Annotated in this window: 23 protein-coding genes; 16 read left to right on the plus strand and 7 right to left on the minus strand. The window is 73.2% G+C overall.

Translation table 11 applies throughout. The features are described 5' to 3' along the window. Positions 1–84 precede the first annotated feature (84 nt). The 11 genes from pelF (at position 85) to FHX78_RS01730 (ending at position 12,855) form a co-directional block, all read left to right on the plus strand. Positions 85–1,605, plus strand: coding sequence for a GT4 family glycosyltransferase PelF (gene pelF, locus FHX78_RS01680; RefSeq protein ID WP_145865678.1), 1,521 nt, complete (start codon positions 85–87; stop codon positions 1,603–1,605). Beyond that, on the plus strand, positions 1,602–3,020 hold the full coding sequence (locus tag FHX78_RS01685; protein WP_145865679.1) for a hypothetical protein: 1,419 nt from the start codon (positions 1,602–1,604) through the stop codon (positions 3,018–3,020). Before pelF ends, FHX78_RS01685 begins: the two co-directional genes overlap by 4 nt. A 49-nt stretch (positions 3,021–3,069) precedes the next feature. After that, a complete protein-coding gene (locus FHX78_RS01690) occupies positions 3,070–4,071 on the plus strand; it encodes a GDP-mannose 4,6-dehydratase (RefSeq protein WP_145865680.1) in 1,002 nt (333 codons plus the stop codon). Between the two features lie 64 nt (positions 4,072–4,135). After that, complete coding sequence (locus FHX78_RS01695) at positions 4,136–4,849, plus strand: nucleotidyltransferase family protein (RefSeq protein WP_145865681.1); 714 nt, start codon at positions 4,136–4,138, stop codon at positions 4,847–4,849. Positions 4,850–4,856: 7 nt separating this feature from the next. Next, on the plus strand, positions 4,857–5,753 hold the full coding sequence (locus tag FHX78_RS01700) for an NAD-dependent epimerase/dehydratase family protein (RefSeq protein ID WP_145865682.1): 897 nt from the start codon (positions 4,857–4,859) through the stop codon (positions 5,751–5,753). Next, positions 5,750–6,412 carry a spherulation-specific family 4 protein gene (locus FHX78_RS01705; protein WP_145865683.1) on the plus strand — a complete coding sequence of 221 codons (663 nt, stop codon included), beginning with the start codon at positions 5,750–5,752 and terminating at the stop codon, positions 6,410–6,412. Before FHX78_RS01700 ends, FHX78_RS01705 begins: the two co-directional genes overlap by 4 nt. After that, the gene (locus FHX78_RS01710) at positions 6,409–7,245 is read left to right on the plus strand and encodes an endo alpha-1,4 polygalactosaminidase (protein ID WP_167531657.1); all 837 of its coding nucleotides are present in this window, start codon (positions 6,409–6,411) and stop codon (positions 7,243–7,245) included. The genes FHX78_RS01705 and FHX78_RS01710 overlap by 4 nt, the downstream gene beginning before the upstream one ends. A 584-nt stretch (positions 7,246–7,829) precedes the next feature. Beyond that, the gene (locus tag FHX78_RS01715) at positions 7,830–8,456 is read left to right on the plus strand and encodes an SRPBCC family protein (RefSeq protein ID WP_145865684.1); all 627 of its coding nucleotides are present in this window, start codon (positions 7,830–7,832) and stop codon (positions 8,454–8,456) included. A 36-nt stretch (positions 8,457–8,492) separates the two neighbouring features. Further along, a complete protein-coding gene (locus FHX78_RS01720; protein ID WP_145865685.1) occupies positions 8,493–10,805 on the plus strand; it encodes an FdhF/YdeP family oxidoreductase in 2,313 nt (770 codons plus the stop codon). A 417-nt stretch (positions 10,806–11,222) separates the two neighbouring features. Next, positions 11,223–11,486 (plus strand): HU family DNA-binding protein, encoded by a 264-nt coding sequence (locus FHX78_RS01725; RefSeq protein ID WP_145865686.1) that lies wholly within the window; start codon positions 11,223–11,225, stop codon positions 11,484–11,486. 199 nt (positions 11,487–11,685) lie between these two features. Further along, complete coding sequence (locus FHX78_RS01730; RefSeq protein ID WP_145865687.1) at positions 11,686–12,855, plus strand: lactate 2-monooxygenase; 1,170 nt, start codon at positions 11,686–11,688, stop codon at positions 12,853–12,855. A 70-nt stretch (positions 12,856–12,925) separates the two neighbouring features. Here FHX78_RS01730 and FHX78_RS01735 read toward each other — a convergent pair whose 3' ends face one another. From FHX78_RS01735 to FHX78_RS01745, 3 genes are all read right to left on the minus strand, one after another. Next, positions 12,926–14,563 (minus strand): RICIN domain-containing protein, encoded by a 1,638-nt coding sequence (locus FHX78_RS01735; protein WP_145865688.1) that lies wholly within the window; start codon positions 14,561–14,563, stop codon positions 12,926–12,928. 333 nt (positions 14,564–14,896) lie between these two features. Beyond that, positions 14,897–15,274 carry a toxin Doc gene (locus FHX78_RS01740; protein WP_145865689.1) on the minus strand — a complete coding sequence of 126 codons (378 nt, stop codon included), beginning with the start codon at positions 15,272–15,274 and terminating at the stop codon, positions 14,897–14,899. Positions 15,275–15,277: 3 nt separating this feature from the next. Then, entirely contained in the window at positions 15,278–15,523 is a 246-nt protein-coding gene (locus FHX78_RS01745) for a hypothetical protein (RefSeq protein ID WP_145865690.1), read from the minus strand. 232 nt (positions 15,524–15,755) lie between these two features. Between FHX78_RS01745 and FHX78_RS01750 the strand changes: the two genes are divergently transcribed. Next, positions 15,756–16,694 (plus strand): MerR family transcriptional regulator, encoded by a 939-nt coding sequence (locus FHX78_RS01750; protein WP_145865691.1) that lies wholly within the window; start codon positions 15,756–15,758, stop codon positions 16,692–16,694. 217 nt (positions 16,695–16,911) lie between these two features. Here FHX78_RS01750 and FHX78_RS01760 read toward each other — a convergent pair whose 3' ends face one another. Next, positions 16,912–17,832 carry an SDR family NAD(P)-dependent oxidoreductase gene (locus tag FHX78_RS01760; protein ID WP_145865692.1) on the minus strand — a complete coding sequence of 307 codons (921 nt, stop codon included), beginning with the start codon at positions 17,830–17,832 and terminating at the stop codon, positions 16,912–16,914. 51 nt (positions 17,833–17,883) lie between these two features. Here FHX78_RS01760 and FHX78_RS01765 point away from each other — a divergent pair, with 51 nt between their 5' ends. Next, positions 17,884–18,531 (plus strand): TetR/AcrR family transcriptional regulator, encoded by a 648-nt coding sequence (locus tag FHX78_RS01765; RefSeq protein ID WP_208766176.1) that lies wholly within the window; start codon positions 17,884–17,886, stop codon positions 18,529–18,531. Positions 18,532–18,775: 244 nt separating this feature from the next. Here FHX78_RS01765 and FHX78_RS01770 read toward each other — a convergent pair whose 3' ends face one another. After that, positions 18,776–21,019: a glycoside hydrolase family 9 protein gene (locus FHX78_RS01770; RefSeq protein WP_145865694.1), complete on the minus strand. Its 2,244-nt coding sequence runs from the start codon at positions 21,017–21,019 to the stop codon at positions 18,776–18,778. Between the two features lie 279 nt (positions 21,020–21,298). Here FHX78_RS01770 and FHX78_RS01775 point away from each other — a divergent pair, with 279 nt between their 5' ends. Together FHX78_RS01775 and FHX78_RS01780 are read left to right on the plus strand one after the other, a co-directional pair. Continuing rightward, positions 21,299–23,677: a SpoIIE family protein phosphatase gene (locus tag FHX78_RS01775; RefSeq protein ID WP_145865695.1), complete on the plus strand. Its 2,379-nt coding sequence runs from the start codon at positions 21,299–21,301 to the stop codon at positions 23,675–23,677. A gap of 14 nt (positions 23,678–23,691) precedes the next feature. Further along, positions 23,692–24,342, plus strand: a complete 651-nt coding sequence (locus FHX78_RS01780; protein ID WP_145865696.1) for a DUF4232 domain-containing protein — start codon at positions 23,692–23,694, stop codon at positions 24,340–24,342. A 144-nt stretch (positions 24,343–24,486) separates the two neighbouring features. On the opposite strand, the gene FHX78_RS01785 is transcribed toward FHX78_RS01780, so the two are convergent. Next, a complete protein-coding gene (locus tag FHX78_RS01785) occupies positions 24,487–25,098 on the minus strand; it encodes a flavoprotein (RefSeq protein ID WP_229923937.1) in 612 nt (203 codons plus the stop codon). Positions 25,099–25,270: 172 nt separating this feature from the next. Here FHX78_RS01785 and FHX78_RS01790 point away from each other — a divergent pair, with 172 nt between their 5' ends. After that, positions 25,271–25,903: a LysE family transporter gene (locus FHX78_RS01790; RefSeq protein WP_145865697.1), complete on the plus strand. Its 633-nt coding sequence runs from the start codon at positions 25,271–25,273 to the stop codon at positions 25,901–25,903. 65 nt (positions 25,904–25,968) lie between these two features. Here the strand turns inward: FHX78_RS01790 and FHX78_RS01795 are convergent, their stop codons facing one another. Further along, a complete protein-coding gene (locus FHX78_RS01795) occupies positions 25,969–26,934 on the minus strand; it encodes a cation diffusion facilitator family transporter (protein WP_229923936.1) in 966 nt (321 codons plus the stop codon). Positions 26,935–26,982 lie beyond the last annotated feature (48 nt).

Genomic DNA, 26,982 nt, shown 5'->3' on the forward strand with positions numbered 1-26,982 from the left:
CACCGACCGAAGGTCCCGGCCGCCCCCCAGGCGGCGGCCGGGACCGGCTCGAAGCACCCCACACCTCAGTCGTGGAGCACACCGATGCCCTTTCCCCAGGGCGCGCGACACACCGGAGCGACGCGCGTCACCCTGCTCACCGAAGGTACCTACCCGCACAGCCACGGCGGTGTCAGCGTCTGGTGCGACCAACTCGTCCAGGGCATGCCCGACCTCACCTTCGACGTCATCGCCGTCACCGGCACCGGACGTGAGCCGGTCGTGTGGGACCTGCCCGCGCACGTGACGAGCGTGCTGTCCGTCCCCATGTGGGGCGCCCCGCCCGAGGGCCGTCCTCCCCGGGGCCGGACGCGCAACCAACTCGCCGCCGCCTACGAGCGGTTCCTGACCGCGCTGCTCGACCCGCGCGCCGAGGACGGGTTCGCGCCCGCCCTGTACGCGCTGGCACGGGCGGCGTCGGACGGGACGCTCAGCGCCTTCCTGCGCGGGGACCGGGCCGTCACGCTGCTCACCGCGCTCTGGAACCGCCCCGGTCTCGCCGTCCGCGAGGCCCGGCCGACCCTGCACGACGCGCTCACCGCGACCGCGCTGCTCGAGCACGCCCTGCGCCCGCTGGCCGCCCCGGCGCCCGAGAGCGGGGTCGCGCACGCGGTGAGCGGCGGGGTCGCCGTGCTGCCGGGGCTCGCCGCCCTGGAAGACCACGGCGTCCCCCTGCTGCTGACCGAGCACGGGGTCTACCTGCGCGAGCGCTACCTCGGTTACCGCACCGCGCCCTACCGGTGGCCGGTGAAGGCGGTCGTCCTCGGGTTCTTCCGGCTGCTCGCGCGGGAGAGCTACCTCCGGGCCGCCCTGATCACACCGGGCAACCGCTACAACCGGCTGTGGGAGGAGGAGGGCGGCGCCGACCCGCGGTCGATCCGTACGGTCTACAACGGCGTCGACCCCGCCGCGTTCCCGGCGGCCGGGCCGGAACCCGAGGTGCCCACGCTCAGCTGGGCGGGCCGTGTCGACCCCATCAAGGACCTGGAGACCCTGATTCGCGCCTTCGCCCTCGTCCGGGCCCGCCTCCCGCGGACGCGGCTGCGGTTGTTCGGCGGGACACCGCGCGGTGGAGAGGCCTACCGGGAACGCTGCGAGGCCCTGGCCGCCGAACTCGGGCACGCCGACGCCGTCACCTTCGAAGGGCGCGTCGAGGACATCAGGGACGCGTACGCCGCGGGGAACGTGGTGATGCTCTCCAGCATCAGCGAGGGCTTCCCGTTCACGCTGATCGAGGCCATGTCCTGCGGCCGCGCGACCGTCTCCACCGATGTGGGCGGAGTGCGCGAGGCCGTCGGGGACACCGGGCTCGTGGTGCCGCCGCGCGATCCGCAGGCGATGGCCGGCGCCGCGCTGGAGCTGCTGGGCGACGCCGCCCGGCGCAGGGCCATGGGCGAGGCGGCGCGGTCGCGGGTCATCGAGCAGTTCACCCTCCGCCGGACCATCGACACGTTTCGCTCCGTCTACCTGGAACTGGCCCACCCCGAACAGGAGCCGACGGTCGTGCCCACCGGGGTCAGGGCCTCCGCACCGGCCGTCGACAGCACCGGAAGCCTCGCCCTGTGAGCGGGCCGATATCCCTCGAACCCGGGGGCTCCGAGGAGGACACGCTGGCCATCCGGCTGGCCGGCACCCGCCCGCTCCGACGCCGTCCCCGCTGGGCCCTCGACGAGGCCACACTCACCGTCCGGCTCCCCCGCAGCGGCCCCGACGAGCGGGCGGTCAGTGAACTCGCCGCCGAACTCGCCGACCGCATAGGCCCTGCCGTTCACCCCTACGAGGTGGCCGCGCTCCTGGAGGCGGAAGGGCTGTCCGCCTCCGTGATCAACGAACGGTACGGACACCCGAACCTGTTCTCGCTCGCCTCCGCGCTGTACGAACGCGTTCCGCGCACCTTCCCCGAACCTGCTCCGGCGGCCGATCCCTGGCGTCCCGACACCGTGCGCTGTCTGCTGCGCGGCGTGCTGTTCGCCCTGCCGGGGCTCGCCTATCTGCTGGCCGCTCCCCTGTGGGACGCGGGCGGGCACGCTCCCGCCCTCGTCGTGGCCGGGGTCGTCTCCTGGGCATGGGGGCAGGCCCTCGGCCACCGCGCCCACCTGCGGATGGCGACCGGACGCCGGGAGGCGGGCCGTACCCTGCTGGCCGGTGCCCCCGCGGGAGCGGTGGTGGCGACGGCGATCGCCGCGCTGCCCGCGGAGGGCGGACCGGTGACGTGGGTGGCCGCGGCGCAGTCCGCCTATCTGGCCGCCGCCGGTGTGCTGCTGGTGCTGGGCCGGGAGCGGCTGCTGCTGGCCGCGCTCGGTCCGCTGCTCGCGGGTGCCGCCGTGCTGCCCTGGTGGGAGCCCGGGCCCGTGCTCCGCAGCGGTCTGCCCGCGCTGGCGCTGCTCGCCACGCTCGCCGTCACCGGACGGGTCCTGCGCGGCACCCTCTCCGTCCCGGCCGTCACCGGTGCGGGCAGGCCGCGTCTGCTGTGGTCGCTTCCGTACGGCCTCTTCGGGCTGGCCGCCGCGGTGCTGGTGCTGCTCCAGGGGCGGCAGGAGCCGTACGCGGTGATCGTGCTGACGCTCAGCATGGGGCCCGCGGAATGGCTGCTGTACCGCTACCGCGGACTGTCGGTCGCCGCGCTGCGCGCCACCGCGACCCCCGCCGGATTCCTGCTGCGCTCGGCCGGCATCCTCGGCCTCTGTCTGCTCGCGTATCTCGCGCCGCTGCTGCCCGCGGCCCTGCTCATCGGTGCCGACCCCGTCGGCCTGTTGCTCCTCGCGGCCGTCCTGTGGACCGCACTGCTGCTGCAGGCCTTCGGAGCGGCCTGGCCGTCGGCCGGTATCTGCCTGGCCGCAGCCGCCGCTGCCGCGGCCGTCGTGTTCTTCCGGCTGCCACCGGGCACCGCCCTGGCCCTGCCGCTCAGCTGCGCCGCCGCCGCCCTGTGCCTCTCGGCGTGCGCACTGCGGCTGCTCGGCCGGCCCTCCCCGCACGTCTGATCTCCGGCCCCTTGCCGCTCACCTCCGAACAACCGAAGGGACAACCCAGTTGACCTCCGCACCGCTCGCCGCCGTCACCGGAGCCGAGGGCTTCATCGGCTCCCACCTCACCGAGGCCCTGGTTGCCTCCGGACACCGCGTGAGGGCCATGGCCCAGTACAACTCCTTCTCCTTCTACGGCTGGCTGGAGACCCTGCACCCCGACGTCCTGGACCAGGTGGAGATCGTCCTCGGCGACGTCCGGGACCCCGGCTCCGTCCGCGGTCTCCTCGAAGGCGCCGACACCGCCTACCACCTGGCCGCCCTCATCGCGATCCCCTACTCGTACCGGGCCCCGCACAGTTACGTGGACACCAACGTCACCGGGACCCTCAACGTGCTGGAGGCCGTACGGGCCCTGGGCACACCCCGGCTGGTGCACACCTCCACCAGCGAGACGTACGGCACCGCGCGGACCGTGCCCATCACCGAGGACCACCCCATCCACACCCAGTCCCCGTACGCCGCCTCGAAGGCCGGAGGCGACCGGCTCGCCGACAGCTACCACGCCAGCTTCGACACCCCGGTCGTCACGCTGCGCCCCTTCAACACCTTCGGACCGCGCCAGTCGATGCGGGCGGTCATCCCCACCGTCATCGGCCAGGTGGCCGCCGGCGAACGCACCATCACGCTCGGAGACCTGCGCCCCACCCGGGACTTCACCTTCGTCAAGGACACCGCCCGGGCGTTCCTCGCCGTCGGCACGGCGCCTTCCGAGAAGGTCGTGGGCCGCACCTTCAACGCCGGTACCGGCGGCGAGATATCGGTCGGCGACCTCGTCGCGCTGATCGGCAAGGTGATGGACACCCCGCTCGACGTGCGCGCGGACGAGTCCCGCATCCGCCCGGCCAACTCCGAGGTGATGCGCCTGGTCGCCGACGCGAGCCGGCTCGCGTCGGCGACCGGCTGGCGGCCCGCCCACACCCTGGAGGAGGGCCTCGCCCACACCGTGGAGTTCTTCCGCGACCCGGCCAACCTCGCCCGTTACAAGACCGGCATCTACAACATCTGACCCCTCGGACCTCGTCCGTCCCGTCCGCGCACGTCACGAAGCGTTCCCGAAGGAGGAGCCCACGATGCACGCAGTGATCCTGGCCGGAGGCAAGGGCGTCCGGCTGCGGCCGTACACCACGGCGCTGCCCAAACCGCTCGTCCCCATCGGCGACCAGCACGCGATCCTGGAGATCGTGCTGCGCCAGCTCTCCGCCGCCGGCTTCACCAGCTGCACCATCGCGATCGGCCACCTCGGCGAGATCATCCGCGCCTACGTCGGCGACGGTTCGCAATGGGGCCTGGCCGTCGACTACGCCAGCGAGGAGAGCCCGCTGGGCACGATGGGCCCCCTGCTCACCCTGCGCGACCGCCTTCCCGAGACGTTCCTGGTGATGAACGGTGACGTCCTCACCGACCTCGACTACGCCGACGTCCTGGCCCGGCACCGCGCCTCCGGCGCGCCGCTGACCATCGCCACCTACGCCCGCAAGGTGCACATCGACTTCGGGGTGCTGACCACCGACGCCAGCAAGGTCGTGGCGTTCACCGAGAAGCCGAGCATGGACTACCGCGTCTCCATGGGGGTCTACGGCCTGTCCCGCTCCACGCTGGACGGCTACATGCCCGGGCTGCCCCTGGGTTTCGACGAGCTGGTCCTCGACCTGCTGGAGTCGGACAACCAGCCGCACGCCTACGAGTTCGCCGGTTACTGGCTGGACATCGGCCGCCCCGACGACTACGACCGGGCCAACGCCGAGTTCACCACCCGCAAGTCGCTACTGCTCAAGGGAGCCTGAGCACCTCATGCGCATTCTCGTCCTGGGTTTCACCGGCTACCTGGGCGCTCACGTCGCCGAGGGGCTGCGCGGCCTGCCGGGCGCGCTGGTCCTCGGCGGCGGCCGGTCACCGGCCGCCGACGTCGACGTCGACCTGGCCCGCGTCCGCCCGGAGCACCTGGCGAAGGCCCTCGCTTCCGCCGCGCCCGACGCCGTGGTCAACTGCGCGGGCGCGACCGGCGGTGACCCCGTCACGATGGCCGAGGTCAACGCCCGCGCCCCCGCGGTGCTGTGCGCCGCCCTGCGCGAGGCGGCCCCCACGGCCCGGCTGGTGCACCTCGGCTCGGCCGCCGAGTACGGCCCGGGAGCGCCCGGCACGCGGGTCACGGAGTCGGCGGCGACCCGCCCCGTCGGCTCCTACGGCGCGACCAAGCTCGCGGGCACGGTCGCCGTGACCACCTCCGGCCTGGACGCGGTGGTGCTGCGGGTGGGCAATCCGGTGGGCACGGGAGCGCCGCCCACCTCGCTCCCCGGCCGGATCGCCGCCCTGCTGCGCGAGGCCGGGCCCGGCCCGGAGGCGGTGCTGCGCATGGGGGACCTGTCCGCCCACCGCGACTTCGTCGACGTACGCGACGTGGCACGGGCCGCGGTCCTCGCGGCCACGGCCCCGCACCCACTGCCGCCGGTCCTCAACATCAGCGGGGGCCGGGCCGTCCCGGTGCGCGACCTGGTGCGGAACCTGACGGCCCTGGCCGGCTTCCGCGGCCGGACCGAGGAGACCGCGGCGGGGAACCCGGCCCGCTCCGCGCAGGTGTCGTGGCAGTGTTCCGACATCACCGCCGCCGAGGAGGCCCTGGGCTGGCGCCCGTCCCACACCCTCGACGACGCACTGACCGCACTGTGGGAAGGCGGCCGCACGCCATGAACCTGCTGATCCCGCTGTACGTCCACCCGGCCGAGGATCCGGGAGCCTGGCACCGGCTCATCACTGCCGCGCCCCGCACCTACGGAGTCGTCCTCAACCCCGCGAGCGGCCCGGGCGAAGCCCCCGACCCGGCCTTCACCGCCGCGGCCGGCGCCCTGCGGGACGCGGGCGCACGCCTGCTGGGCTACGTCGACACCGACTACGGCATGCGCGCCCCCGAGGACGTCGTCGAGGACCTGCGCCGCCACCGGGAGTGGTACGCGGCGGACGGCTGCTTCCTGGACCGCGTGACCGCGAACGCGGACGGGCTCGCGACCTGCCGGCGACTCGTGCGGACGCTGCGCAGGCTGGGTGCGGGGACCGTCGTCCTCAACCCCGGCGTCCACCCGGAGCCGGGCTACGTCCGGCTCGCCGACCTGACCGTCACGTTCGAGGGCCACTGGTCGACGTACGTCTCCGCGTTCAGCCGTCCGGCCTGGGCCGCTCGCCGGCCGCCCGAGCGGCTCTGCCACCTGGTCTACGGCGTACCCGATGCCCTCGTCCCCCTCGCCGTGCGCACCGCTCACGAACGCGGGGCGGCGGTCTGCGGCCCGGTGACGGGCGAACCGCCCAACCCCTGGGCCCAGTTGACGCCGGCTCTCAGCGGGGCGGAGCGGTGACACGGGCGTGGTCCCGCGCCGCACTGCTGACCGCACTGGTGGCCACGGCACTGACGAGCTGCTCCGACGGTGGGGAGCGCCCTTCCGACCGGCACGGCACGACACCGGCAGCGCCGCACGCGACGGCGACCGGGCCACACTGGAAGCCGCGTCCGGGCCTCACCTGGCAGTGGCAACTCGACGGCAGGGTGGACCCGTCGGCCGACGTGCCCGTCTACGACATCGACGGCTTCGAGAACTCCGCCGCGGACGTGGCCCGGCTGCACCGTGCGGGCCGGAAGGTCATCTGTTACGTCAACGTCGGCGCGTGGGAGGAGTTCCGGCCGGACCAGGAGGCCTTCCCGCGCTCCGTGCTCGGCCGGCCCAACGGCTGGAAGGGCGAACGGTGGCTGGACATCCGGCAGGTGGACATCCTGCGACCGATCATGGAACGCCGCTTCGACATGTGCCGTGACAAGGGCTTCGACGCGGTGGAACCCGATCTCGTCGAGGGCTACGGCAACGACACCGGTTTCCCGCTGACCGCGCGTGACCAGCTCAGGTACAACCGCGTGATCGCGGCCATCGCCCACGAGCGGGGGTTGTCGGTGGGACTGAAGAACGACCTTCCTCAGATCCCCCAGCTCGTGGACCACTTCGACTTCGCGGTCAACGAGGAGTGCGCCCAGTACGACGAGTGCGGCGAACTCGCCCCGTTCATCGAGGCCGGCAAGGCGGTGTTCCATGTGGAGTACACGGAGCCACGGAGCAGCTTCTGCGCCGAGTCCCGGCGGCTGAGGCTGTCGTCCATGGTGAAGGAGCCGGCCCTCGGGGTGTGGCGCAGCCCCTGCTGAACCGAGCCGGCGATCCGCTGAACGCGGACCCCGGGATCGGCGGTACCGCCGCCGTGCGGCGGCGGACCGCCGACCTCGTTCCGGCCGGCCGGCGCATCGCGGGCGTTCCCCCCTCGATGCCGCCGTCTCCGCCCCCGCTGGAATCCGCGTCGGGCGCGTCCTCGCCCGGCACGCGGCCCGCGCACCGTCACGACCGTCGGCTCCGCGCCGGGCGTCGTCGCCCGCTGATCGCGCACGTCGCAGCAGAGTGAGTGGCGGGTGGACGCGCGCGGGATGAGACTGGAGGTGACGGGCGCCCGAGACGCTTCTGGCCGCCCGCGGCCACCGGCCGGTATGCGGCGCCCGCCCGCTGCGCCGCACCATCCGGGACGAATGCGCGCGAGCGGCTCCCCGGACCGCACCGTCCGCAGGGCCACCGTTGACCGGCTGCGCCGGCCGCCGCACATCCCCGTGGCCGGGACCGCACGAGACGCGACACGAGGGCACCCGGGGTGACTCGAAGTGCTCGGAGCGGGAACCGGAAGACAAGCTGACGCACGAAGGGAGACCGGACGCCCGGCTCCCTCACCCGAGGAGAGACGACGATGGCGCACGAAGACGACGCCCGGCGGGCCGTGCCGAACACGCCGGGGACGCGCACGGACGGTGTCACGCGCCGCCGTCCGCTGCGGGAGCAGCATGTCGAGGAGACGGTCCGGGTCGCGGTACCGGTGCGGACGGCGTACAACCAGTGGACCCAGTTCAAGACCTTCCCGCGCTTCTCGTCCGTGGTGCACGGCGTCGAGCAGCTCAGGCCCACCGTGATCGCCTGGACCATCGGCTACGGCCTGCTGCGCCACCGCTTCGCGGTCGAGATCGTCGAGCAGGACCCCGACGCCTACCTGGCCTGGCGCGGTCTGGAGCAGAACCCCTCCCACCAGGGCGAGGTCGAGTTCAGGCCGACGGAGTCCGGCGGCACCGCGATCACCGTCCGCATGCTGCTGGAACCGCGGGGAGCCGCGCGGATCCTCACCCTCTCGTCCGGGACCGCCCGCCTGACCGCCCGGCTGACCGCCCGGCTGGTGCGCGGCGAACTCATGAGTTTCAAGCGGTTCATCGAGGGACTGGGACAGGAGAGCGGGGCCTGGCGCGGCACCGTCCGCAACGGCCGCGTGCAGCACGAGCACCCGGAACCGCCCAGGAGCCGCGTGGCTCGGTGGCCCGTCGGCTGACCGGCGTGCCGGACACGGCAAGAGAAAGGCGAACCCATGCAGAACCCGCCCGACGAGGAGCCGGAGACCGCTCTCTCCGTGACACCGCCGAAGAAGTGGGCGGCCGGCCTCCCGGCGGTCGTGCACGCGCTGGAGTACTCCCTGGAGCAGACCTCCCCGCGCAGGACCGGGGTGGACCTGCTGGCCATGAACCAGGTCGGCGGAATCGACTGCCCCGGCTGCGCGTGGGCGGACCCGGCCCCGGGCCGGCGTCACCGCAACGAGTACTGCGAGAACGGCGCGAAGCACATCAACGACGAAGCCACCACGCGCCGGATCACCGCCGACTTCTTCCGTGAGCACAGCGTCGCCGACCTCGCCGCCCGCTCGGACATGTGGCTCAACCAGCAGGGCCGGCTCACCGAACCGATGATCAAGCGGCCCGGCTCCGAACACTACGAGCCCATCGGCTGGAACGACGCCCTGGGCGTGCTCGCGCAGGAACTCACAGCGCTGGCCACACCCGACGAGGCCGTCTTCTACACCTCCGGCCGCGCCGGAAACGAGGCCGCCTTCGTTCTGCAGCTCTTCGCCCGCGCCTTCGGCACCAACAACCTGCCCGACTGCAGCAACATGTGTCACGAGTCGAGCGGCTTCGCCCTGAGCGAGACCCTGGGCACCGGCAAGGGCACCGTCAGCCTCGACGACCTCCACCACGCCGACCTGATCTTCCTGGTCGGACAGAACCCCGGCAGCAACCATCCGCGCCAGCTGACCGCCTTGGAGGAGGCCAAACGCAACGGCGGCCGGATCGTAGCGGTCAACCCACTGCCGGAGGCCGGGCTGCGGCGCTTCAAGAACCCGCAGAAACCACGCGGGATCGCCGGGCGCGGCACTCAGATCGCCGACCGCTTCCTGCACATCAAACCAGGCGGTGACCTCGCCCTCTTCCAGGGCCTCAACCGCCTGCTCCTGGAAGCCGAGGACGCCCGGCCCGGCACCGTCCTGGACCACGACTTCATCAACGCCCACACCTCCGGCTTCGAGGAATTCGCCCGGCATGCCAGGACCGTCGAGTGGGACGACGTGCGCGCGGCGACCGGGCTCACCCTCGAAGAGATCGAGAAGGTCCGCGACGAGGTCCTCCGGAGCGAACGCGTCATCGTCTGCTGGGCCATGGGCATCACTCAGCACAAACACGGCGTGCCCACCGTCCGGGAGATCGTCAACTTCCTGATGCTGCGCGGCAATCTGGGACGCGCCGGCACCGGCGCCTGCCCGGTGCGCGGCCACAGCAACGTCCAGGGCGACCGCACCATGGGCATCTGGGAGCAGATGCCGGACACCTTTCTCGACGCCTTGCGGAAGGAGTTCGGCTTCGATCCGCCGCGCCGGCACGGCCTGGACTCGGTGAACTCGATCAAGGCGATGCGTGAGGGCCGCGTCAAGGTCTTCCTCGCCCTGGCCGGCAACTTCGTCCGCGCCGCTCCCGACAGCGAGGTCACCGAGCAGGCGATGCGCTCCTGCCGGCTCACCGCCCACATCTCGACCAAACTCAACCGCTCGCACACCGTCTGCGGTGAGACCGCGCTGATCCTGCCCACCCTCGGCCGCACGGAGCGCGACGTCCAGGCCGCCGGCGAACAGTTCGTCACCGTCGAGAACTCCATGAGCGAGGTGCACACCTCCCAGGGCCGCCTCGACCCCGCCTCCCCGCTGCTGCTCAGTGAAGTCGCCATCCTGTGCCGGCTCGCCCGCCGCACCCTGGACGGCAAGGCGGACATCGCCTGGGACGCGTTCGAAGGCGACTACGGCACCATCCGCGACCGCATCTCCCGCATCGTGCCCGGCTTCCACGACTTCAACGCGCGTGTGACCCGCCCCGGAGGCATCCACCTCCCCAATCCCGTCAACGAGGGCGTTTTCCGGACGAAGACCGGCAAAGCCCAGTTCACCTGCAACGAGCGCGTCGTCCCCCGGGCACCCGAGGGTCACCTGCTGCTGCAGACACTGCGCTCGCACGACCAGTGGAACACCGTCCCCTACACCGACAACGACCGCTACCGCGGCATCCACGGCAGCCGCCACGTCGTGCTCGTCAACCCGGCCGACCTCACCGAGCTCGGTCTGGCGCAGGGCGACCGCGTCGACCTCGTGAGCGTCTGGGCGGACGGCACCGAACGCCGGGCCGCGAACTTCGAGGTCGTGCCCTACCCGGCTGCCAAAGGCTCGGCCGCCGCCTACTACCCCGAGACGAACGTCCTCGTACCACTGGACAGCGTCGCCGACATCAGCAACCAACCCACCTCCAAGGGCATCGTCGTCCGCCTCGAACCCACCCCCGACCGGGCACGACCCACACCCTCCTGACCAGTGGCACGATCCCGGCGGGGCCCGCGACGACGCGAGCCCCGCCGGGCGCCGCCGGCCGGCGGGATCCCGCACCCAGCGGGCCGGGAACCACCCACGGATCAGGGCGCACGCGGACGTCCGGAATCACCTCAGCCGCCCCGCACCACGAGAACAGCACCGGGAACGGGACGCGGAGTGCCGCCGCCACGGCGGCGAGCACCACCCGAACGGCAGACCGCGGCGGCGCATCCCTCCCGTCGGGCTGTCGGCCTTCCTGACAGGTGATTCCGGTGCTTCCGCACTGCGGCGGTCCGACGGCGGCAGCCCGGCCTCGCGCGGAGGCGAGCGGCAGGAGATGCGGCCGGAGCAGCCTGCCACGATGGTGGAAGCCTCGACGCATCACTGTGTCGTTGAAGAGGCGAGGGAAGCGTTCACGTGGACAAGTCGCAGCTCATCGAGATGACCGCTCGCCGTGCCGCCGACGGACCGGAGGGCCGGCAGCTCACCGCGGACGACATCGGCCGGATCCTCGACGTGCTCTTCGGCACCGTCGAGCAGGCGGGCACCATCGCCGAGGCGCTCAAGGCCCGGGAGTCCGTCGCCCTCGGCAGCTTCGGAAGTTTCCAGGCCGCTGACGGCGTGGCCACGTTCCGGCCGGGCGTGGCCCTCACCGAGTACCTGCGCGAGCAGACACGATGACCACCTGCGTGGATGCGGTCACCGTCGCGCAGTGCCTGCGGCCGCCCTGGCCGATGTTCTCCCGCCCGCGCGCACTGGTCCGGATCCCGCACGAGGCGGACGCCGGCTGATCCCCCCGCCGCCCGGCGCTGGACGGGCCCGCGCGCACTCGCCAGTATGCGAGGCGTCGGGACGGCGTGACGAGGAGAGGCGGGGACGGATGGCCGGGCACTGGGCCGACTTCCAGTACGAGATCTACCTGAACGGGATGACGGGTGCCGTGCCCCGGCTGCCGACCGATCTGACCCGGCTGGAGGAGCTGACCGAGCGGCGCCTCGGTCCCGGCCCGGCCGGGTACGTCGCGGGCAGCGCGGGCGACGGCAGCACCGCCCGCGCCAACCGGGCCGCGCTGGAACGCCGCAGGATCGTGCCCCGGATGCTGCGGGACGTGCACGCGCGTGACCTGTCGGTGGAGGTGCTGGGCCGCGCGCTGCCGGCGCCGTTGGCGCTGGCGCCGGTCGGGGTGCTGTCGATCATGCATCCGGACGCCGAGCCGGCCGCCGCCCGGGCGGCGGCCGCGCAGGGCGTGCCGTTCGTCCTGTCCTCCGCGTCGAGCACCCCGATGGAGCAGGTCGCCGAGGCGATGGGCGACGGGGAGCGCTGGTTCCAGCTGTACTGGCCGAAGGACGTGGAGGTGGCCCGCAGCTTCCTGAACCGGGCGAGGGCGGCCGGGTTCACGGCGCTCGTCGTCACGCTGGACACTCCCCTGCTGTCCTGGCGCCCCCGCGACCTCGACCAGGCGTATCTGCCGTTCCTGCGCGGGGTGGGCACGGCCAACTACTTCTCCGACCCGGCGTTCCGGGCGGGTCTGGCCAAGCCGGTGCACGAGGATCCCGACGCGGCGGTGATGCATTTCGTCGGCATGTTCGCCGACCCCGCGAAGACCTGGCCGGATCTGGCGTTCCTGCGGGAGAACTGGGACGGCCCGATCGTCCTCAAGGGCGTGCTCCACCCCGACGACGCCCGGCTCGCCGCGGACGCCGGGATGGACGGGGTGGTGGTGTCCAACCACGGCGGCCGCCAGGTGGCCGGGGCGATCGCGGCGGCGGACGCGCTGCCCGGCGTGGCGGCGGCCGTCGGCGACCGGCTCACCGTGCTGTTCGACAGCGGTGTCCGCACCGGCGACGACGTCTTCAAGGCGCTCGCCCTCGGGGCGCGGGCGGTCCTCCTGGGGCGCCCCTACGTCTACGGGCTCGGTCTCGACGGGCAGCAGGGTGTGGAGCACGTCATCCGCTGTCTCCTCGCCGAACTGGACCTCACCCTCGCCCTGTCGGGCCACGCCACCCCGGCCACCGTCGGTCCCGGCGATCTCGCGGAGCCGGGCGCCTGACGCGTGCGGCGCCCCGCACGGGCCGGGACGGGACCGCCTTCCGGCGGGTCCCCCGCCCCGGCCGCGCGCGTCAGGTCACCGGCTCGGACAGGCGCGCGTGGCGGGCCGCCGGGGTGCCGGTCCCGCTGATGGACAGGGTGCCGGTGGCGCTCCTGACCGGTTCGGCCCCCCAGCGCTGGTTCACGGTCCGGTCCCGCACCTTGACGACGATGTCGGCGTTCGCGTCAGGGGTGGCCGGGGTGAGGGCCAGCTGTTCGTCCCAGCGGGGCAGCAGTTCCCCCTGGACGGTGAGGTCGTAGCGCACGTCGTCGACCCGCTGGTCACCGGCGTCGGCGCAGGTGCCGAGGACGACGACACCCGCGTCCTTGTGCGAGTCCAGGCACAGTCCCGGGTCGGCCACGCTGCGCAGCAGCCCGTCGTCCTCGTAGGTCCACTGCTGGGTCCACGCCGAGGAGCACTCGGCCAGCCGTGTCCCGGAGCCGTCCCGGGGCTCGCCCCGGGTGTCGAGGCAGAGGCCGGAGGCGACGTTGCGCAGTCGCGTCCGGCCCGGTGCGGTGGGCAGGCCGGCGGCGCCGGGCGGGGTCGCGGACGGCACGGCGGCGCGTCCCGCTCCGGTGGAGCCCGTCGGGTCGGCCGCGCCGCCGTCCGGGGCGGAGGACGAGGCGATGAGCATGCTCACGAGCACCCCCGCCGAGACGGCGCCGATGCCGGTGAGCAGGGTCCTGGTGGAGCGCACCGGGTCGGGGAGCGCGAGGCCCGTGAGCCGGTCGGGAACGGGGATCCGGGACAGCAGGCGGTGCCGGCCGCTGCCGGACGGCCCGTTCCCGCCCCGGCCGCGGCGGCGGGCGGCGCGGCCCGTGCGGGAACCGGCCGTCGCGCGTCCCGGGCGGGAGTCGAGATAGCGTCTGGCTCCCCACCCGAGCACCGCCTCCGCGATCAGCGTCCCCAACGCGCCTTCGAAATGGCTGAGTTGTTCCGCCGCGTACCGGCAGTGGCGGCACTCCGACAGATGCTGCCGGACGTCCGGCAGCAGGGTCCCGCCCCGGCGGATGGGGACGTCGAGCAGGCGGTTGTAGAAGCGGCAGTCCTTCGTGGGTGCCAGTTCCTGATGCGCGTGGACACAAGCCTGTCGGAATGTGTCACGTGCCTGTTCGAGTGCGCCCGACGCGATGTCGGGATCCATGCCGAGCAGACCGGCCGGCACGGAAATCGGCTCGGCCTCGACCTCGACGTGCCAGAGCAAACAGCGCGCGAGTGCGGGCAGGGACCGGAATGCCCGTTGAGCGAGTGCGCGGTTTTCCGGAGTCATGGTGGTCGCCGCGCGCATGCCGCGTCCCCCGGCCGGTTTCTGCAACTCCCGGAGAACTCCGGTTATTCGGTCGTCGGCGGCCCACTCCCGGACCGTGTCCCGTACGCCCACCAGCAGCGCGGGCCTCAGCGCGACGGCCGATTCCCCGGCGGCGACCCGGTCCAGGACCCGGTGCAGGGCGGCCGCGGTGACCATGGCGGCGGCCTGTCCCGACGAAGCGAGGCAGACGGCCGCGTAGTCGTGCAGGGAAGGCCAGTGCCGCGCGGTGAGCAGTGCGACGGAGTGAGCGGCCTCGCCCTCCGGACGGCCCCGCAGCCGGGCGGCGAGGAACTCGTCGGATTCCCCCGGGTCCCCGCCGGGCGGGGGATACGGAGGTCGAGGGGGGTGGGGGGTGTGCACTGAGATGGTTCCTTCCCACAGCGCATGTGCCATTCGAGCGTTTTCCGACGCCGAAAAAGGAGCCCCGTTGGTGCGTACCTCTTTGGCGTGGCGCGGGGGGTGTGAATTCGTCGTCGGCGATTCCGACCCGGTTCCTCAACTCGCGTGTGCGGTCCCGGCCTTTACCCCCCGCACGGGTGGCTCACTCTCGCACAACCGGCACGGGGCCAACAAGGCGCCCGGGCAGGATCCGGGCGTTGACAGAAAGTCAGAAAGGGAAGGCGGACCGCCGCCCTCGTTCCGGCTTTCGACCAGGGTTTTCCCGTGGTTCACATCGGGGGCGCGGTCACCTGGTCAGATCTGCCAGGAACGCAGGCGGTCGGCCGCACCGTAGACGTCGGTCCCGCCGGCGATCAGGTCGCGCGCGAGGTCGACCAGCGCCCCGTAGGGCGGGTCGATGCCGACGCCGCTGACGAACATGTAGGCGACCGCCGTGGCACAGGCGAACCGGGCGTTGGCCGCGGGCAGCGGCCGCAGCACGGCCAGGGTGTGCAGCAGCGCGGCCGCCCGCCAGGCCGGGTCGGAGTCGACGCCCAGCCGGGGCGGGTCGACGCGGTGCCGGGCCACGGCAGCGACCAGGGCGGAGAAGTCGTTGATGGTGGGCTGGTCCGGAAGGACCTCCTCGTGCCGCTGGAGCAGCCAGGGCACGTCGATGTGGAGCACGGATGCCATCGGTCAGGCGGCCTGCCCCGCGCCCTTGACGGACGGTTCGTCGTCCGGGAAGGCGGCGGCGAACTCGTCGGCGTGGGTGGCGAAGAAGCGGCGGAAGGCCTCCGCGCCCTCCTGGAGGGCACGGTGGCGGGCGATGTCGGCCGCGGCCGCCTCGCGCACGAGCGCCTTCATGGACGTGCCGCGTTCCTTGGCGATCTGCCGCAGGTCCTCGAGTTCACGGTCACTGAACTCCACGTTGAGAGCTGGCATGACCTCACGGTACCGCTCGGGTACTGCATCGTAAATACCCACAGGTCAAGTGGGCTCTCCAGGGGTACCGACCGCATCAGGGACCGCCGGATCCCCGAGACGTGGGTCACATCCGCGCATGGCGCGGCCACTCTCCTGACGTGGCCCGAACTCTCCTGGACGATCGTTCGTGAGAACCGTCGCGAGTGCACGAGCTTGAGTCTCCAGCGGGGGGAGACCAGAGGGTGGGGACATGAACGGCCGCACGCTCTACTCGATCGGCGAACTGGCCCGTCGGACCGGTAGCACGGTCAAGACCATCCGGTTCTACTCCGACTCCGGACTCCTACCGCCCGCCGACCGCAGCCCAGCCGGCTACCGCCTCTACGACCACGACGCCGTCACACGCCTGGATCTCGTGCGAACCCTGCGCGACCTGGGACTGGACCTCGTAGCCATCCGGAAGGTCATGGACCGGGAACTCGCGCTGCCGGAGGTCGCCGCGGTCCATGCCGACGCGTTGGACGTGCAGATCCGCATTCTGCGGCTGCGGCGCGCAGTGCTGACCGCGGTGGCGAGCCGCGGGGCCACCCCTGAGGAGACACACCTGATGCACAAACTGGCCAAGCTGTCCGAAGTCGAACGCCGACAGCTGGTCGGCGACTTCCTCGACGCCGCGTTCGGTGGCGTGGGTACCAGCTCCATGGTCGCGGGAATCATGCGCTCGATGACTCCGGAACTGCCGGAGAACCCCGATACGAAGCAGGTCCAGGCGTGGGTGGAACTGGCCGAGCTGTCGCAGGACCCGGACTTCCGCGCCCTTGTACGAGACCTGGCCCAGGAGCGGACGGCCAGGTACGTCCCGGGCCGTCCGCCCGCGCTGCACAACGACGTGGCCGCGATCGTCCGTGACCAGGTCACGCCGGCCGTGGCAGCGGGTGTCGAACCGGCTTCGCCGCAGGCCGATCCGGTCGTCGCGGTGCTCATGACCCGCTGCGCACATCTCCTCGACTGCGGTGACGATGCCACGTCGCGGGGGCAGCTCCTGGTCCGGCTGGAGCGTATGAACGACCCTCGGAGGGAGCGGTACTCCTCGCTGCTCGCGGTGATCAACGGCTGGCCGGGTCCGGAGAGCCTGCGGCCGGTGCTCGACTGGGCCGTCCATGCTCTGCGGGCTCGGACACGGGGATGACGGGTCGCCGGCCCGCGGCGTTGGACGAGCTCTCGCACAGAGAGCGAAGAGGACGGGCATCAGGTCGACACCCTGGGATCCTGCCGCGTCGCCGAGAAGAGCGGCTACCGGTTCGACAGGATCCTGCCATCGGCTCCTCCTTCCTGTCCTCTCGACGGTCATGTGCACATACGGCGCGCGGCTGCCTGACCTCGTCCCCCCGACACCTGCCGTGAACTCACCGCTGGCCGCACCACTGGGGACGGAGCCGTTCGTGGAGTCCTCGTCGGCCAACGGCTCGCTTCGGCTGGTGGCGGCGCAGGTTGGCGGCGAGGACGCGGTCGAGCGTGCGGTCGGACAGCATCGGGCCCAGGCGCACGATCAGGGCGGCATCCCGGCCGGCGGTGTAGCGGGTGCGCGGTCTACGCGCCGTCACGGCCCTCGCGATGACCCGGGCGGCGGCGTCGGCGGTCAGGCCTGAAGCAGTGCCCGAGGTCATCAACTCGTTGTTCGCCCGGACCAGGCTGCCGTAGCGCTCGTCCTGCTCCGGCGTCATCCGGGCAGCCAGGCGGTTCGCCGTCTCGACCCCGCGGGCGGCCATCTCCGTGCGGACGCCGCCGGGCTCCACCACGACCACCTGGACGCCCAGCGGAGCGACCTCGCGGCGGAGCGAGTCGCTGACCGCCTCCAGGGCGAACTTCGCGCCGGCGTAAGCGCCGTATGTGGCCATGGCGAACTTGCCGCCGACCGAGCTGATGTTGATCACACGGCCCTTGCTGCGCAGCAGCGCGGGGAGGAGCGCTTGGGTGACGGCGATGTGGCCGAAGAGGTTGACGTCGAACACCCGCCGCCACTCCGTCATCGGCAGGGCTTCGACCGGGGCGTTCACCTGGACGCCGGCGTTGTTGACGAGCGCGTGCAGCGCGCGCGGGTCGTCGGCGACCCGCGCGGCGAGTGCCTCCACCTGCTCGGACCGGGTGATGTCGAGGATGACCGGCTCGATGCCGGTCGACCGGATGGCGTCGGCGTCACGGTCGCGTCGCACGCCGGCCAGGACGTGGAATCCCCGGCGAGCCAGTTCGCGGGCGGCTGACGCCCCCATGCCCGTGGAGGCTCCGGTTACGACGATCAACTTCTGGGTTTCAGATGACGTTGTCACCTTGGTTACGGTACCGGTTCAGATGACGCTGTCAACTGTATGATGGGTGTCATGACCACCCGTGCCGAGTCCGCCGCCGCCACCCGCCGCGCTCTGCTCGACGCGGCCGCCGAGCTCCTCGACCTCGGTGGCCCCGAAGCGGTCACCCTGCGCGAGGTGGGCGCGCGGGCGGGCGTGACCCGGGGAGCGCCGTACCGGCACTTCACGGGCAAGGACAGCCTGCTGACCGCCGTCGCGGCCGAGAGCTGGGAGCGGATCGGCGACCAGGTGCACGCCCTTCGGACCGACCCGGCCCTGTCCGCCTCCGAGAAGCTGCGCGGCGCTCTCCGCGTCCTCATCGACGTCGGCCGGAACCAGCCGCACCTGTACCAGGTGCTGTTCAGGCGGCGCGCGAACCTTCCTGGGCAACTCGGTGACGGGATGGACCGCATCCGGCGTCAGCTCTGCGGGCCGGAAGGCGACCCGGCCGTGGCCGACCGCGCGGCCGAACGCTTTCAGGACGAGTTCCTGGACATCGTGGCCGCCCTCACGGGAGAGCGGAGCGCACGGCACTACGGCGCCCTGCTGCTGACCAGCGCCCACGGCATCGCGGGCATGGAGCTGAGCGGCCACCTCGACACGGACAAGTGGCACACCACCGCCGACGAACTCGTCGACACCCTCGTCCGCCTGGTCACGGACGCCCGCGAACTGACATGACAACGCCCACGCCGGGCGGTCGAGGCCCGGGCGTCGCCGGGGCGGACGTGTCCGACCGGTTCGGCGCCCACGCGTACGGGCCGGCGGCCGAGCGGCCGCCGGCCCGGCGGGACGACGCTGGGGCCTGTCGTTCGGAGCGTGACGGCGTCGCGGGGCGTGGCACGCACATCCGCCGCACCACACCCCGCTCGGGCGGGCTCAGAGGCGCAGTCCCTCCCAGCCGGCCTGAGCCGAACAACAGACCCTAACCCTGGTCCGCCACGAAGGAGGCCATACGGGTCAGTGCGGCGTTCCAGTTGATGGTGTGCTCGTTGGTGGACCAGGACTGGATGTCGTCGATGAAGCAGAACTGGCCGACGCAGCCCTGGAGCTTCGACTGGGCGAAGGGGTCCTGGATGCTGGAGTTGGGTCCGCCGGAGAGCGTGCCGGCCGGCGGGTTCGGCAGGTTCGGGTCGAGCTGGCGGGCGTACCAGCGGCTGTGCTGGTTGTGCGCGTTGACCTCGCCGTAGCCGGTGACGTACGACATGTTCAGGGCGTTGCGGCCCAGGACGTAGTCCATGCTCTGCAACGCGCCGTCGCGGTACTTGGCGGCGCCGGTGAGGTCGTGGGCGGTGGCGAGGACGACCGCGTTGTTCAGCACCTGGTGGCTCGAGCCCCAGTCGTAGACGTTGCCGTCGGGCGCGTAGGGCATGCCGTACGGGTGGGCCCTGAGGGTGGCCAGGTAGCGGTCGGCGCCCTTGACGACGGAGGCGCGCACCTTGTCCCGGCCCGGCAGCCCGTTCGGCACCGTCGCGAGGTCGAGGCGGCCGGCCGCCGCGGTGCGGGCCCAGTCGAAGCCGGTGGGGCCGAAGATGTCGGCGGTGTGCACCGGCGAGTTCAGGACGTGGTCCCTGAACTGCCGCTCCCCCGTGGTGAGGTACAGCTCGGCGGCCGCCCAGTAGAACTCGTCGGCCACGGTGTCGTCGGGGTAGGCGCCGCCGCCGATGCCGTCGTCCGGGTCGGCGAGGACGTCCGGGTGGGCGAGGGCGGCCGTCCAGGCCGTGCGCGCCGCCGCCAGGGTCCGGGCCGCGAACTCCTTGTCGTAGGAGCGGTACAGGCGGGCCGCCTGGGCGGCCGTGGCCGCGAGGTTCAGGGTGGCGGCGGTGGTCGGCGGGTGCAGCTCCCGCTTCTGCGGGTCGGCGCTCGGCAGCAGGGGCAGCCCGGTCCACTGCTCGTCGTGGATCTTGTGGTGGGCCATGCCGGCCAGCGGTTCACCCTGGGGGACCTGCATCTTCAGCAGGAACTCCAGTTCCCAGCGGGCCTCGTCCAGGATGTCGGGGACGCCGTTGCCGCTCTCCGGGATGTCCAGCGTGCCGTCGCCGAGCTTGTCGGCCTCGCCGGTGCGGGCGTGCCGGGCGCGCTCGTAGGTGCTGAGCACCTCCCAGGTGCTGATGCCGCCGTTGACGACGTACTTGCCGTGGTCGCCGGCGTCGTACCAGCCGCCGGTCACGTCGAGGGTGTAGTCGCAGACGCCGGGCTGACAGGGCACCTCGCCGTCGCCCTGGTTGGGGGCCACGCCCACGTGTCCGGCCGGGCGGCCGTAGCCCGGGCGCAGGTCGTCGCGGATCTCGGTGCCGCTGCGCTGGGTGTAGTAGTACTTCGCCGAGTCCAGCCGCAGCCGCTCGTAGGCGGCCGCGTCGATGTCGAAGGGCCGGCTGGTCTCGCCGTCCGCGACCAGGGTGTAGCCCGTGCCGCGGGTGCGGTGGGCGCCGAAGTCGACGGAGTGGACGTTCTGCCCGGAGGAGCCGTCGACGCCGCGCGGCACGGTCCAGCCCTGCCGGACCACCCGCCCGTCGGCGTCCTTCAGCTGCCAGGGCAGGCGTGCGGTGGCGTCGGTGACCAGGGTGGCGTTCTTCGGCCCGGCGGGCAGGTAGCCGACCTGGTTGACGCGGACCCGGGGGCCGGTGTCGGGCTCGTACGGCTCGGAGGCGACCCCGCCCAGCAGGGACACGTCGTCCGCGCAGAACCGCCAGGGGTCCGCGCTGCCGCCGAGCTGGAAACCGACCTGCCCCCGGGCGGTGTCCACGGGCGAGGTGAAGGTGTACGAGTAGGTGTCGCCGGAGACGCTGAGCTGCGGGGACACCTCGTAGTAGGTGTCGTACGGCTCCACCTGGAGGCCGACGATCGCCCGCACGACGTGGCCCGCGGGCGAGCCGGTCGCGCTGAAGGAGAAGCGGTACGACTCCCCCTTCACCAGGGTGATGTCGTTCTGGCCGACGGACGCGTCCCAGCGGTTGGCGGTGCCGCCGGGGACGTCGGCGCACAGCCGGCCGTCGGACGCGCCCGCCGTGACGTTGGCGGAGGCCCACCAGGAGTCGGTGCCGGTGTCGAAGGTTCCGTTGCGGACCTGCTCGACCTCGTCCGCCCCGGCCGGCGCGGCGGGCAGCGCGGTGAGCGCGGTCGCCAGGAGGCCGGTCAGGGACAGCAGAGCGGTTCTGCGTCTGTTCACGTCTGGGCTCCTCTTGGGGAGGTGCGGGGTGATGTGGGCGGTTTATGGGAGCGCTCCCATTTCCGTACGCGGACCATGGTTGTGGCAGATGTGACGGCCCGTCAACGGTTGGGACAGGACTGGTGACGGCGAGCCGCCGTTCCGTCCCGCGTCCGACGGGACGGCCTCCGGGCGCCCGGACGGGAGGGCGGTCACCGGTCGCGGCGGGCTCGGAGCCACTAGGCTGGAACTCAGGCGATGCACCGGTTCACGGTGAGTGTGCGCGATGGAGTGGCGACGATGAGGCCGGACGACCCGTTCGACGATGCCGTGACGGCGCGGGCCGTCATCGCCCCCGACGGTGTGCTCGCGCGGTGGAGCGAGGGGGCTCGCCTGCTGCTGGGACACCGGGCCGAGGAGGTCGTCGGCCGCCCCGCCGCCGACCTGCTGGCCGACGGTGCGGGGCCGCCCCGGCTCCCGGCGGCCCGCTGGAGCGGCACCCTCGCGCTGCGGCACCGTGACGGCACCACCGTCACCGTGTGGGTGCTCGCCCACCACAGACAGCCGGCCGACGGCGGCCCCGGCGAATGGCTCGCCGTCACCCCGCTGGAGGCCACGGACCACGAACTGCCCGACGACCCACTGGTCCGGACCGCCGTGTTCCAGTCACCGTGCGCGGCGATGGTCTTCGACGAAGGGCTGCGGCTGCGCGGCGTCAACGACGCCATGGCCCACCTCCTCGGACTGCCCGCCAACCACCTGCGGGGGCTCAGGCCCACCGACATCGGCGGCCGGCCCCAGCACACCGAACTGGAGCGGCAGCTGCGCCAGGTGCTGCGCACCGGCCGGCCGACCGAGATGCAGACGTACATGAAGGCCACCGGGGAGAGCCGCGCGCACGCCTGGCTGGCCCGGCTGGCGCCGCTCACCGACCAGTCCGGCCGGGTGCGGGGCGTGTGCGCGACGGCCCACGACTTCACCGAGCAGTACCGGGCGCGGGAGCGGCTGCAACTGGTCAACGAGGCCAGCATCCACATCGGCACCACCCTGGACGTCACCCGTACGGCGCAGGAGCTGGCCGAGGTGTGCGTGCCCGCGCTCGCCGACTTCGTCAGCGTGGACCTGCTGGAGCCGGAGGAGCCCGGGGGCGAGCCCGCCGGCCCGCTGACCACGCCGGTCGCGCTGCGCCGGGTCGCCCACCAGTCCCTGATGCCGGGCAGTCCCGAGTCGGTCGCCGAGGTGGGCGAACTGGTCGTCTACCCGGCGGCCGCGCCCCAGGCCGACTCGCTGATGGCGGGGCACAGCATCGTCGCCTCGGTGCCCTCCGGTGATCTCGACCCGTGGCTGGCGGTGGACGAGGCGCGCGCCCGGCAGGTCCGGGAGTACGGCGTGCACTCCATGCTGTCCGTGCCGCTCCAGGCGCGCGGCGTCACCCTCGGCGTCGCCGCCTTCACCCGCTTCAGCCGCCCGGAGGCGTTCACCCACGACGACGTGCTGCTGGCCGAGGACGTCACCGCGCGCGCCGCCGTCTGCATCGACAACGCCCGCCGTTACTCGCGCGAACGCGAGACCACCCTCACGCTCCAGCGCAGCCTGCTCCCCCGCACACTGCCCCGTACGGCCGCCGTGGAGGCGGCCACCCGCTATCTGCCGGCCGCCCGCTCCGGGGTGGGCGGCGACTGGTTCGACGTGATCCCGCTGTCCGGGATGCGGGTGGCCATGGTGGTCGGGGACGTCGTCGGCCACGGCATCCAGGCCTCGGCGACCATGGGACGGCTGCGCACCGCGGTCCGCACCCTCGCCGACATCGACCTGGCCCCCGACGAACTGCTGACCCACCTCGACGACCTGGTCCTGCACCTGTCGCAGGAGTCGGCCGGCGACACCGGCCCGGGCGAGGTCGGCGCGACCTGTCTGTACGCGGTGTACGACCCGGTGTCGCGGCGCTGCACCCTGTCCCGGGCGGGGCATCCGCCGCCGGTGCTGATCGCGCCGGGCGGCCCTGCCCGGCATCTGGACCTGCCCTCCGGGCCACCGCTGGGCCTGGGCGGACTGCCGTTCGAGTCGGTGGAGCTGGAGCTGCCGGACGACGCGGTGCTGGCGTTCTACACCGACGGGCTCGTGGAGTCCCGGGGCCGGGACACCGAGGCCGGTCACGTCCTGCTGCTGGAGGCGCTGTCGCACGCCGAGGGGCCGCTCGACGAGACCTGCGACCGGGTGCTGCACACCGTGCTCACCCCGGGCGGCGCGACGGACGACGTGGCCCTGCTGCTGGCCCGGACCCACGGGCTGCCGTCCGCGCAGGTCGCCACCTGGGACATCCCCCCCGACCCGGCGCTGGTCGCGCCCATCCGCAAGCAGGTCGTCGACCAGCTGGCCACGTGGGCGCTGACCGAGGCGTCGTTCACGGCGGAGCTGGTGGTGAGCGAGCTGGTCACCAACGCCATCCGGTACGGCGCCCCGCCCATCCGGCTGCGGCTGATCCACGACGCCTCGACGCTGATCTGCGAGGTGTCCGACACCAGCCACACGGCGCCGCACCTGCGGCGGGCCAAGACCTGGGACGAGGGCGGCCGGGGTCTGCTGCTGGTCGCCCAGCTCACCCAGCGCTGGGGCAGCAGGCACACGGCCGACGGCAAGACCATCTGGGCGGAACTGGCGCTGGGCGACGAGCTGTGAGACGGAGGGCGGGCATGAGGAGCAGCAGGTCACGGCGGACGGCCGCGTCGGTGGTGAGCACGCTCGCCGTACTCGGCGCGCTGGCGTCGTGCGGCACGGAGGGCGGCGGCGCGGGCGCGTCCCCGCGCTCCCCGGCCTCGGCCGACCGGACGGTCGCGGACTCCCCGCGCGGCGCCGTCCCGAGCGAGGACGCCGGTTCCACCGCCGACCGGGCCACGACGGCGGCCGGGCGGACGGACCGCCCGGGGACCCGGTGCCGCACCGCCGAGCTGAGCGCGGCCGTCGGCCGCATGGACCCGGGGGCGGGGCAGCGCAACTTCCCCGTCGTGCTGACGAACGTGTCCTCGCGCACCTGCACCCTGTACGGCTATCCGGGCGCCGCGTTCGTGGACGCGGCGGGCGGGCAGCTGGGCCGGGACCCGAAGCGCACCCCCGGCGACCCGGCGACCGTCACGCTGGCGCCCGGCGAGAGCGCCTGGGCGGGGCTGCGGTACGCGAGCCCCGGTGTCAGCGGCGCCCGTACGGCCACCCCGGCGGCCCTCCTCGTCACCCCACCGGACGAACGGGACCCGTTGGAGGTGCCGTGGCGGGCCGGCGCGGTCCCGGTGTCCGGCGACTCGTCGTCGGTGTTCCTCACGGTGCTCCAGCCGGGCAGCGGGCCCTGACCGGCCGGCGGCGGGCGCGTCGCCGGCAGGTCCGGCGGCCCGCGTCCGCCGCCCCGGGGCGGCGCCCGGCCGCCCGTCCGTCGCCCCGCGGGGAGCCGGCGCGACCGGGGACGGCTCGGCAGGACGGGCCGCGGGGGCGAGTGGTCAGGTGCCCGCGGCCGGAGGCGGTCCCAGGAGGTCGAGCGCCCGCTCCCAGCCGAACTCCGGCCGCCCGCCGTGCGGATCGGCCTCCCCCGCGTACGGTTCGCCGATCCGCACCCCCATGCCGCGCAGCCGGATGAGGCTGTCCCGGTAGGCCGGATGGGCGGCCAACGCCTCGGCCACGCACGGCAGGACGGCGATCGGTACGCCGAGACCGGCGGCCTCGCACAGGGTGCCCAGGGCGAGGGTGTCCGCGATGCCCGCGGCCCACTTGTTGACGGTGTTGAAGGTGGCGGGCGCGACCACCACGGCGTCGGGCGCCGGGAAGGGGCGGGGCTCGCCCGGGGTGCGCCAGGCGGACCGGATCGGACGGCCGGTCAGGGCCTCGACGGCGGCCGGGTCGAAGAAACCGTTCATGGCGAGCGGTGTCGCGATGACACCGACCTCCCAGTCCCGTTCCTGTGCGGAGGTGATCAGCTTGCTGACGTCCGCGGCGACACCGGCGGCGCAGACGACGACGTAGAGGAAGGGCTTCCCGCGCGCGGGGCGCCGGTCGCGCGTCCCGTCCGTCCCGCTCGCCCGGTGCTGTTCGTGCTGTTCGGCCTGTTGGGTCACCCGGGGAACCCTAGTCACCCGTGCGGATAAACCGATTGCCCGTCACGGAAGGAAGGCCCCAGGATCCTGCCATGCGTATCCGCTCCCTCACCGTGCCGCCGTCCGTCACCGCACCCGCCGCGGGACGACAGCAGCGCTCCGCACCGCACGGAGGACCGACACCTCCCCGCCCGTGACGGCGGCCCTGCTGGCCGGGCTGCTCGCCGGCTACGGCATCGCCGTCCCCGTGGGTGCCGTCGGGACGTACCTCGTCTCCCTGACCGCCCGCACCTGCCTGCGCACCGGGATCGGCGCGGCCCTCGGGGTCGCCACCGCCGACGGGCTCTACGCCCTCGCGGCCACGGCCGGCGGTTCGGCCCTGGCGTCGGTGCTGCGGCCGGTGCTGGCGCCGCTGCGCTGGGTCTGCGTCCTGGTGCTGCTCGCGCTGGCGGCGTGGGGCGCGGCCACGGCCGTACGGCGGTACCGGGGCCGCAGGCCCGCCGGCCGCGCCGGGGCCGTCCCGTCGAGCGCCGCCCGGGCGTATCTGGCGCTGCTCGGCATCACCCTGCTCAACCCCACCACCGTGCTCTACTTCGCGGCGCTCGTGCTCGGCTCCGGGGGTGGGGCCGCGGCGGGGTTCGCGCAGCGGGCCGTGTTCGTGACGGCGGCGTTCGCCGCGTCCGCGAGCTGGCAGGTGCTGCTCGCCGGGGGCGGCGCCCTGCTGGGCCGGGCACTGACCGGTCACCGGGGCCGGCTGGTGACCGCGCTGGTGGCGAGCGGGGTGATGACGGCGCTCGCGGTACGGATGGCACTGACTCCCGCCTAGACGCCCGCCCGCGGCATTTCCTCCGGCCGGCGCGCATGAAGTGCCGGCCGCCGGGCAGCCGTCAGTCAGGCCCCGCCGCGTTCCCCCGTCGCGGCGGGGCTTTCCCATGCCTCCCGCGCGTCCGCGGAGCCGCGTTCGGTGATGTCGAGGAAGATCTGCCGCGCCTCGGGCACGCAGTGGGCGATGGACCGCTTGATGCGTATGGCGACCTGCTCCAGCCGCTCGCTCTCCAGTCCGGGCACCAGGTCGACGCGGGCGGCGACCAGGACGGTGTCCAGTCCCGTCTTCATCGTCAGGAGCGCCTCCACGCTGTCGATCTCGGGCTGTGCGCGCAGCAGCTCGCGGATCCGCCCGCTCGACTCCGGGTCGGCGGCCTCGCCGATCAGCTGGTCCCGGGCGTCCCGCCCGAGCCGGTAGGCGACGTAGACCAGCAGGGCGCCGATGGCGAGCGAGGCGCCCGCCTCCCACACCACCTCTCCGGTGATCATGTGCAGCGCCATGCCCGCCATGGCCAGGGTGACGCCCAGCACCGCGGTGCCGTCCTCGGCGACCACCGTGCGCAGCGCCGGATCGCGCACCGCGGTGATGCTGCCGCCCTGCCGGCGCACCTGGTACAGGGCCCGCAGCAGTGAACCCCCCTCGGCGAGCAGGGCGACACCGAGCACGATCAGACCGGCCACATAACCCTCGCGGTCCTCCCCGCCGCCGCTCGTCAGGGCCTCGACGCCCTGGAAGAAGGAGAAGCAGCCACCCATCACGAAGATGCCGACGGCTGCCAGCAGGGCCCAGAAGAACCGCTCCTTGCCGTATCCGAAGGGGTGACGCCGGTCGGCCGGGCGCCGGCTGCGCCGCAGCGCGGCGAGCAGGAACACCTCGTTGAGGCTGTCGGCCACCGAGTGCGCCGCCTCCGACAGCAGCGCGGGCGAGGACGCCAGCACACCGCCGACGGCCTTGGCCACCGCGATCACCAGATTGGCTGCGAGCGCCACCAGCACGGTGACGCGGGTTCTGCGATCCGATCGTGTACTCACGTCCGGCGATTGCCCCGGTCGGCCTAGGTCACACCGTGCCGTCGGCGG

This window comes from Streptomyces capillispiralis (assembly GCF_007829875.1).
In the GTDB taxonomy this organism is placed as follows: Bacteria; Actinomycetota; Actinomycetes; order Streptomycetales; family Streptomycetaceae; genus Streptomyces; species Streptomyces capillispiralis.

What these genes read in the sequence shown, in the direction of transcription:
- pelF (WP_145865678.1), top strand. Translation starts at nt 85, where the DNA reads ATGCCCTTTCCCCAGGGCGCGCGACACACCGGAGCGACGCGCGTCACC.
- FHX78_RS01695 (WP_145865681.1), top strand. Translation starts at nt 4,136, where the DNA reads ATGCACGCAGTGATCCTGGCCGGAGGCAAGGGCGTCCGGCTGCGGCCG.
- FHX78_RS01700 (WP_145865682.1), top strand. Translation starts at nt 4,857, where the DNA reads ATGCGCATTCTCGTCCTGGGTTTCACCGGCTACCTGGGCGCTCACGTC.
- FHX78_RS01705 (WP_145865683.1), top strand. Translation starts at nt 5,750, where the DNA reads ATGAACCTGCTGATCCCGCTGTACGTCCACCCGGCCGAGGATCCGGGA.
- FHX78_RS01715 (WP_145865684.1), top strand. Translation starts at nt 7,830, where the DNA reads ATGGCGCACGAAGACGACGCCCGGCGGGCCGTGCCGAACACGCCGGGG.
- FHX78_RS01720 (WP_145865685.1), top strand. Translation starts at nt 8,493, where the DNA reads ATGCAGAACCCGCCCGACGAGGAGCCGGAGACCGCTCTCTCCGTGACA.
- FHX78_RS01730 (WP_145865687.1), top strand. Translation starts at nt 11,686, where the DNA reads ATGGCCGGGCACTGGGCCGACTTCCAGTACGAGATCTACCTGAACGGG.
- FHX78_RS01740 (WP_145865689.1), bottom strand. Translation starts at nt 15,274, where the DNA reads ATGGCATCCGTGCTCCACATCGACGTGCCCTGGCTGCTCCAGCGGCAC.
- FHX78_RS01745 (WP_145865690.1), bottom strand. Translation starts at nt 15,523, where the DNA reads ATGCCAGCTCTCAACGTGGAGTTCAGTGACCGTGAACTCGAGGACCTG.
- FHX78_RS01750 (WP_145865691.1), top strand. Translation starts at nt 15,756, where the DNA reads ATGAACGGCCGCACGCTCTACTCGATCGGCGAACTGGCCCGTCGGACC.
- FHX78_RS01765 (WP_208766176.1), top strand. Translation starts at nt 17,884, where the DNA reads ATGACCACCCGTGCCGAGTCCGCCGCCGCCACCCGCCGCGCTCTGCTC.
- FHX78_RS01775 (WP_145865695.1), top strand. Translation starts at nt 21,299, where the DNA reads ATGAGGCCGGACGACCCGTTCGACGATGCCGTGACGGCGCGGGCCGTC.
- FHX78_RS01780 (WP_145865696.1), top strand. Translation starts at nt 23,692, where the DNA reads ATGAGGAGCAGCAGGTCACGGCGGACGGCCGCGTCGGTGGTGAGCACG.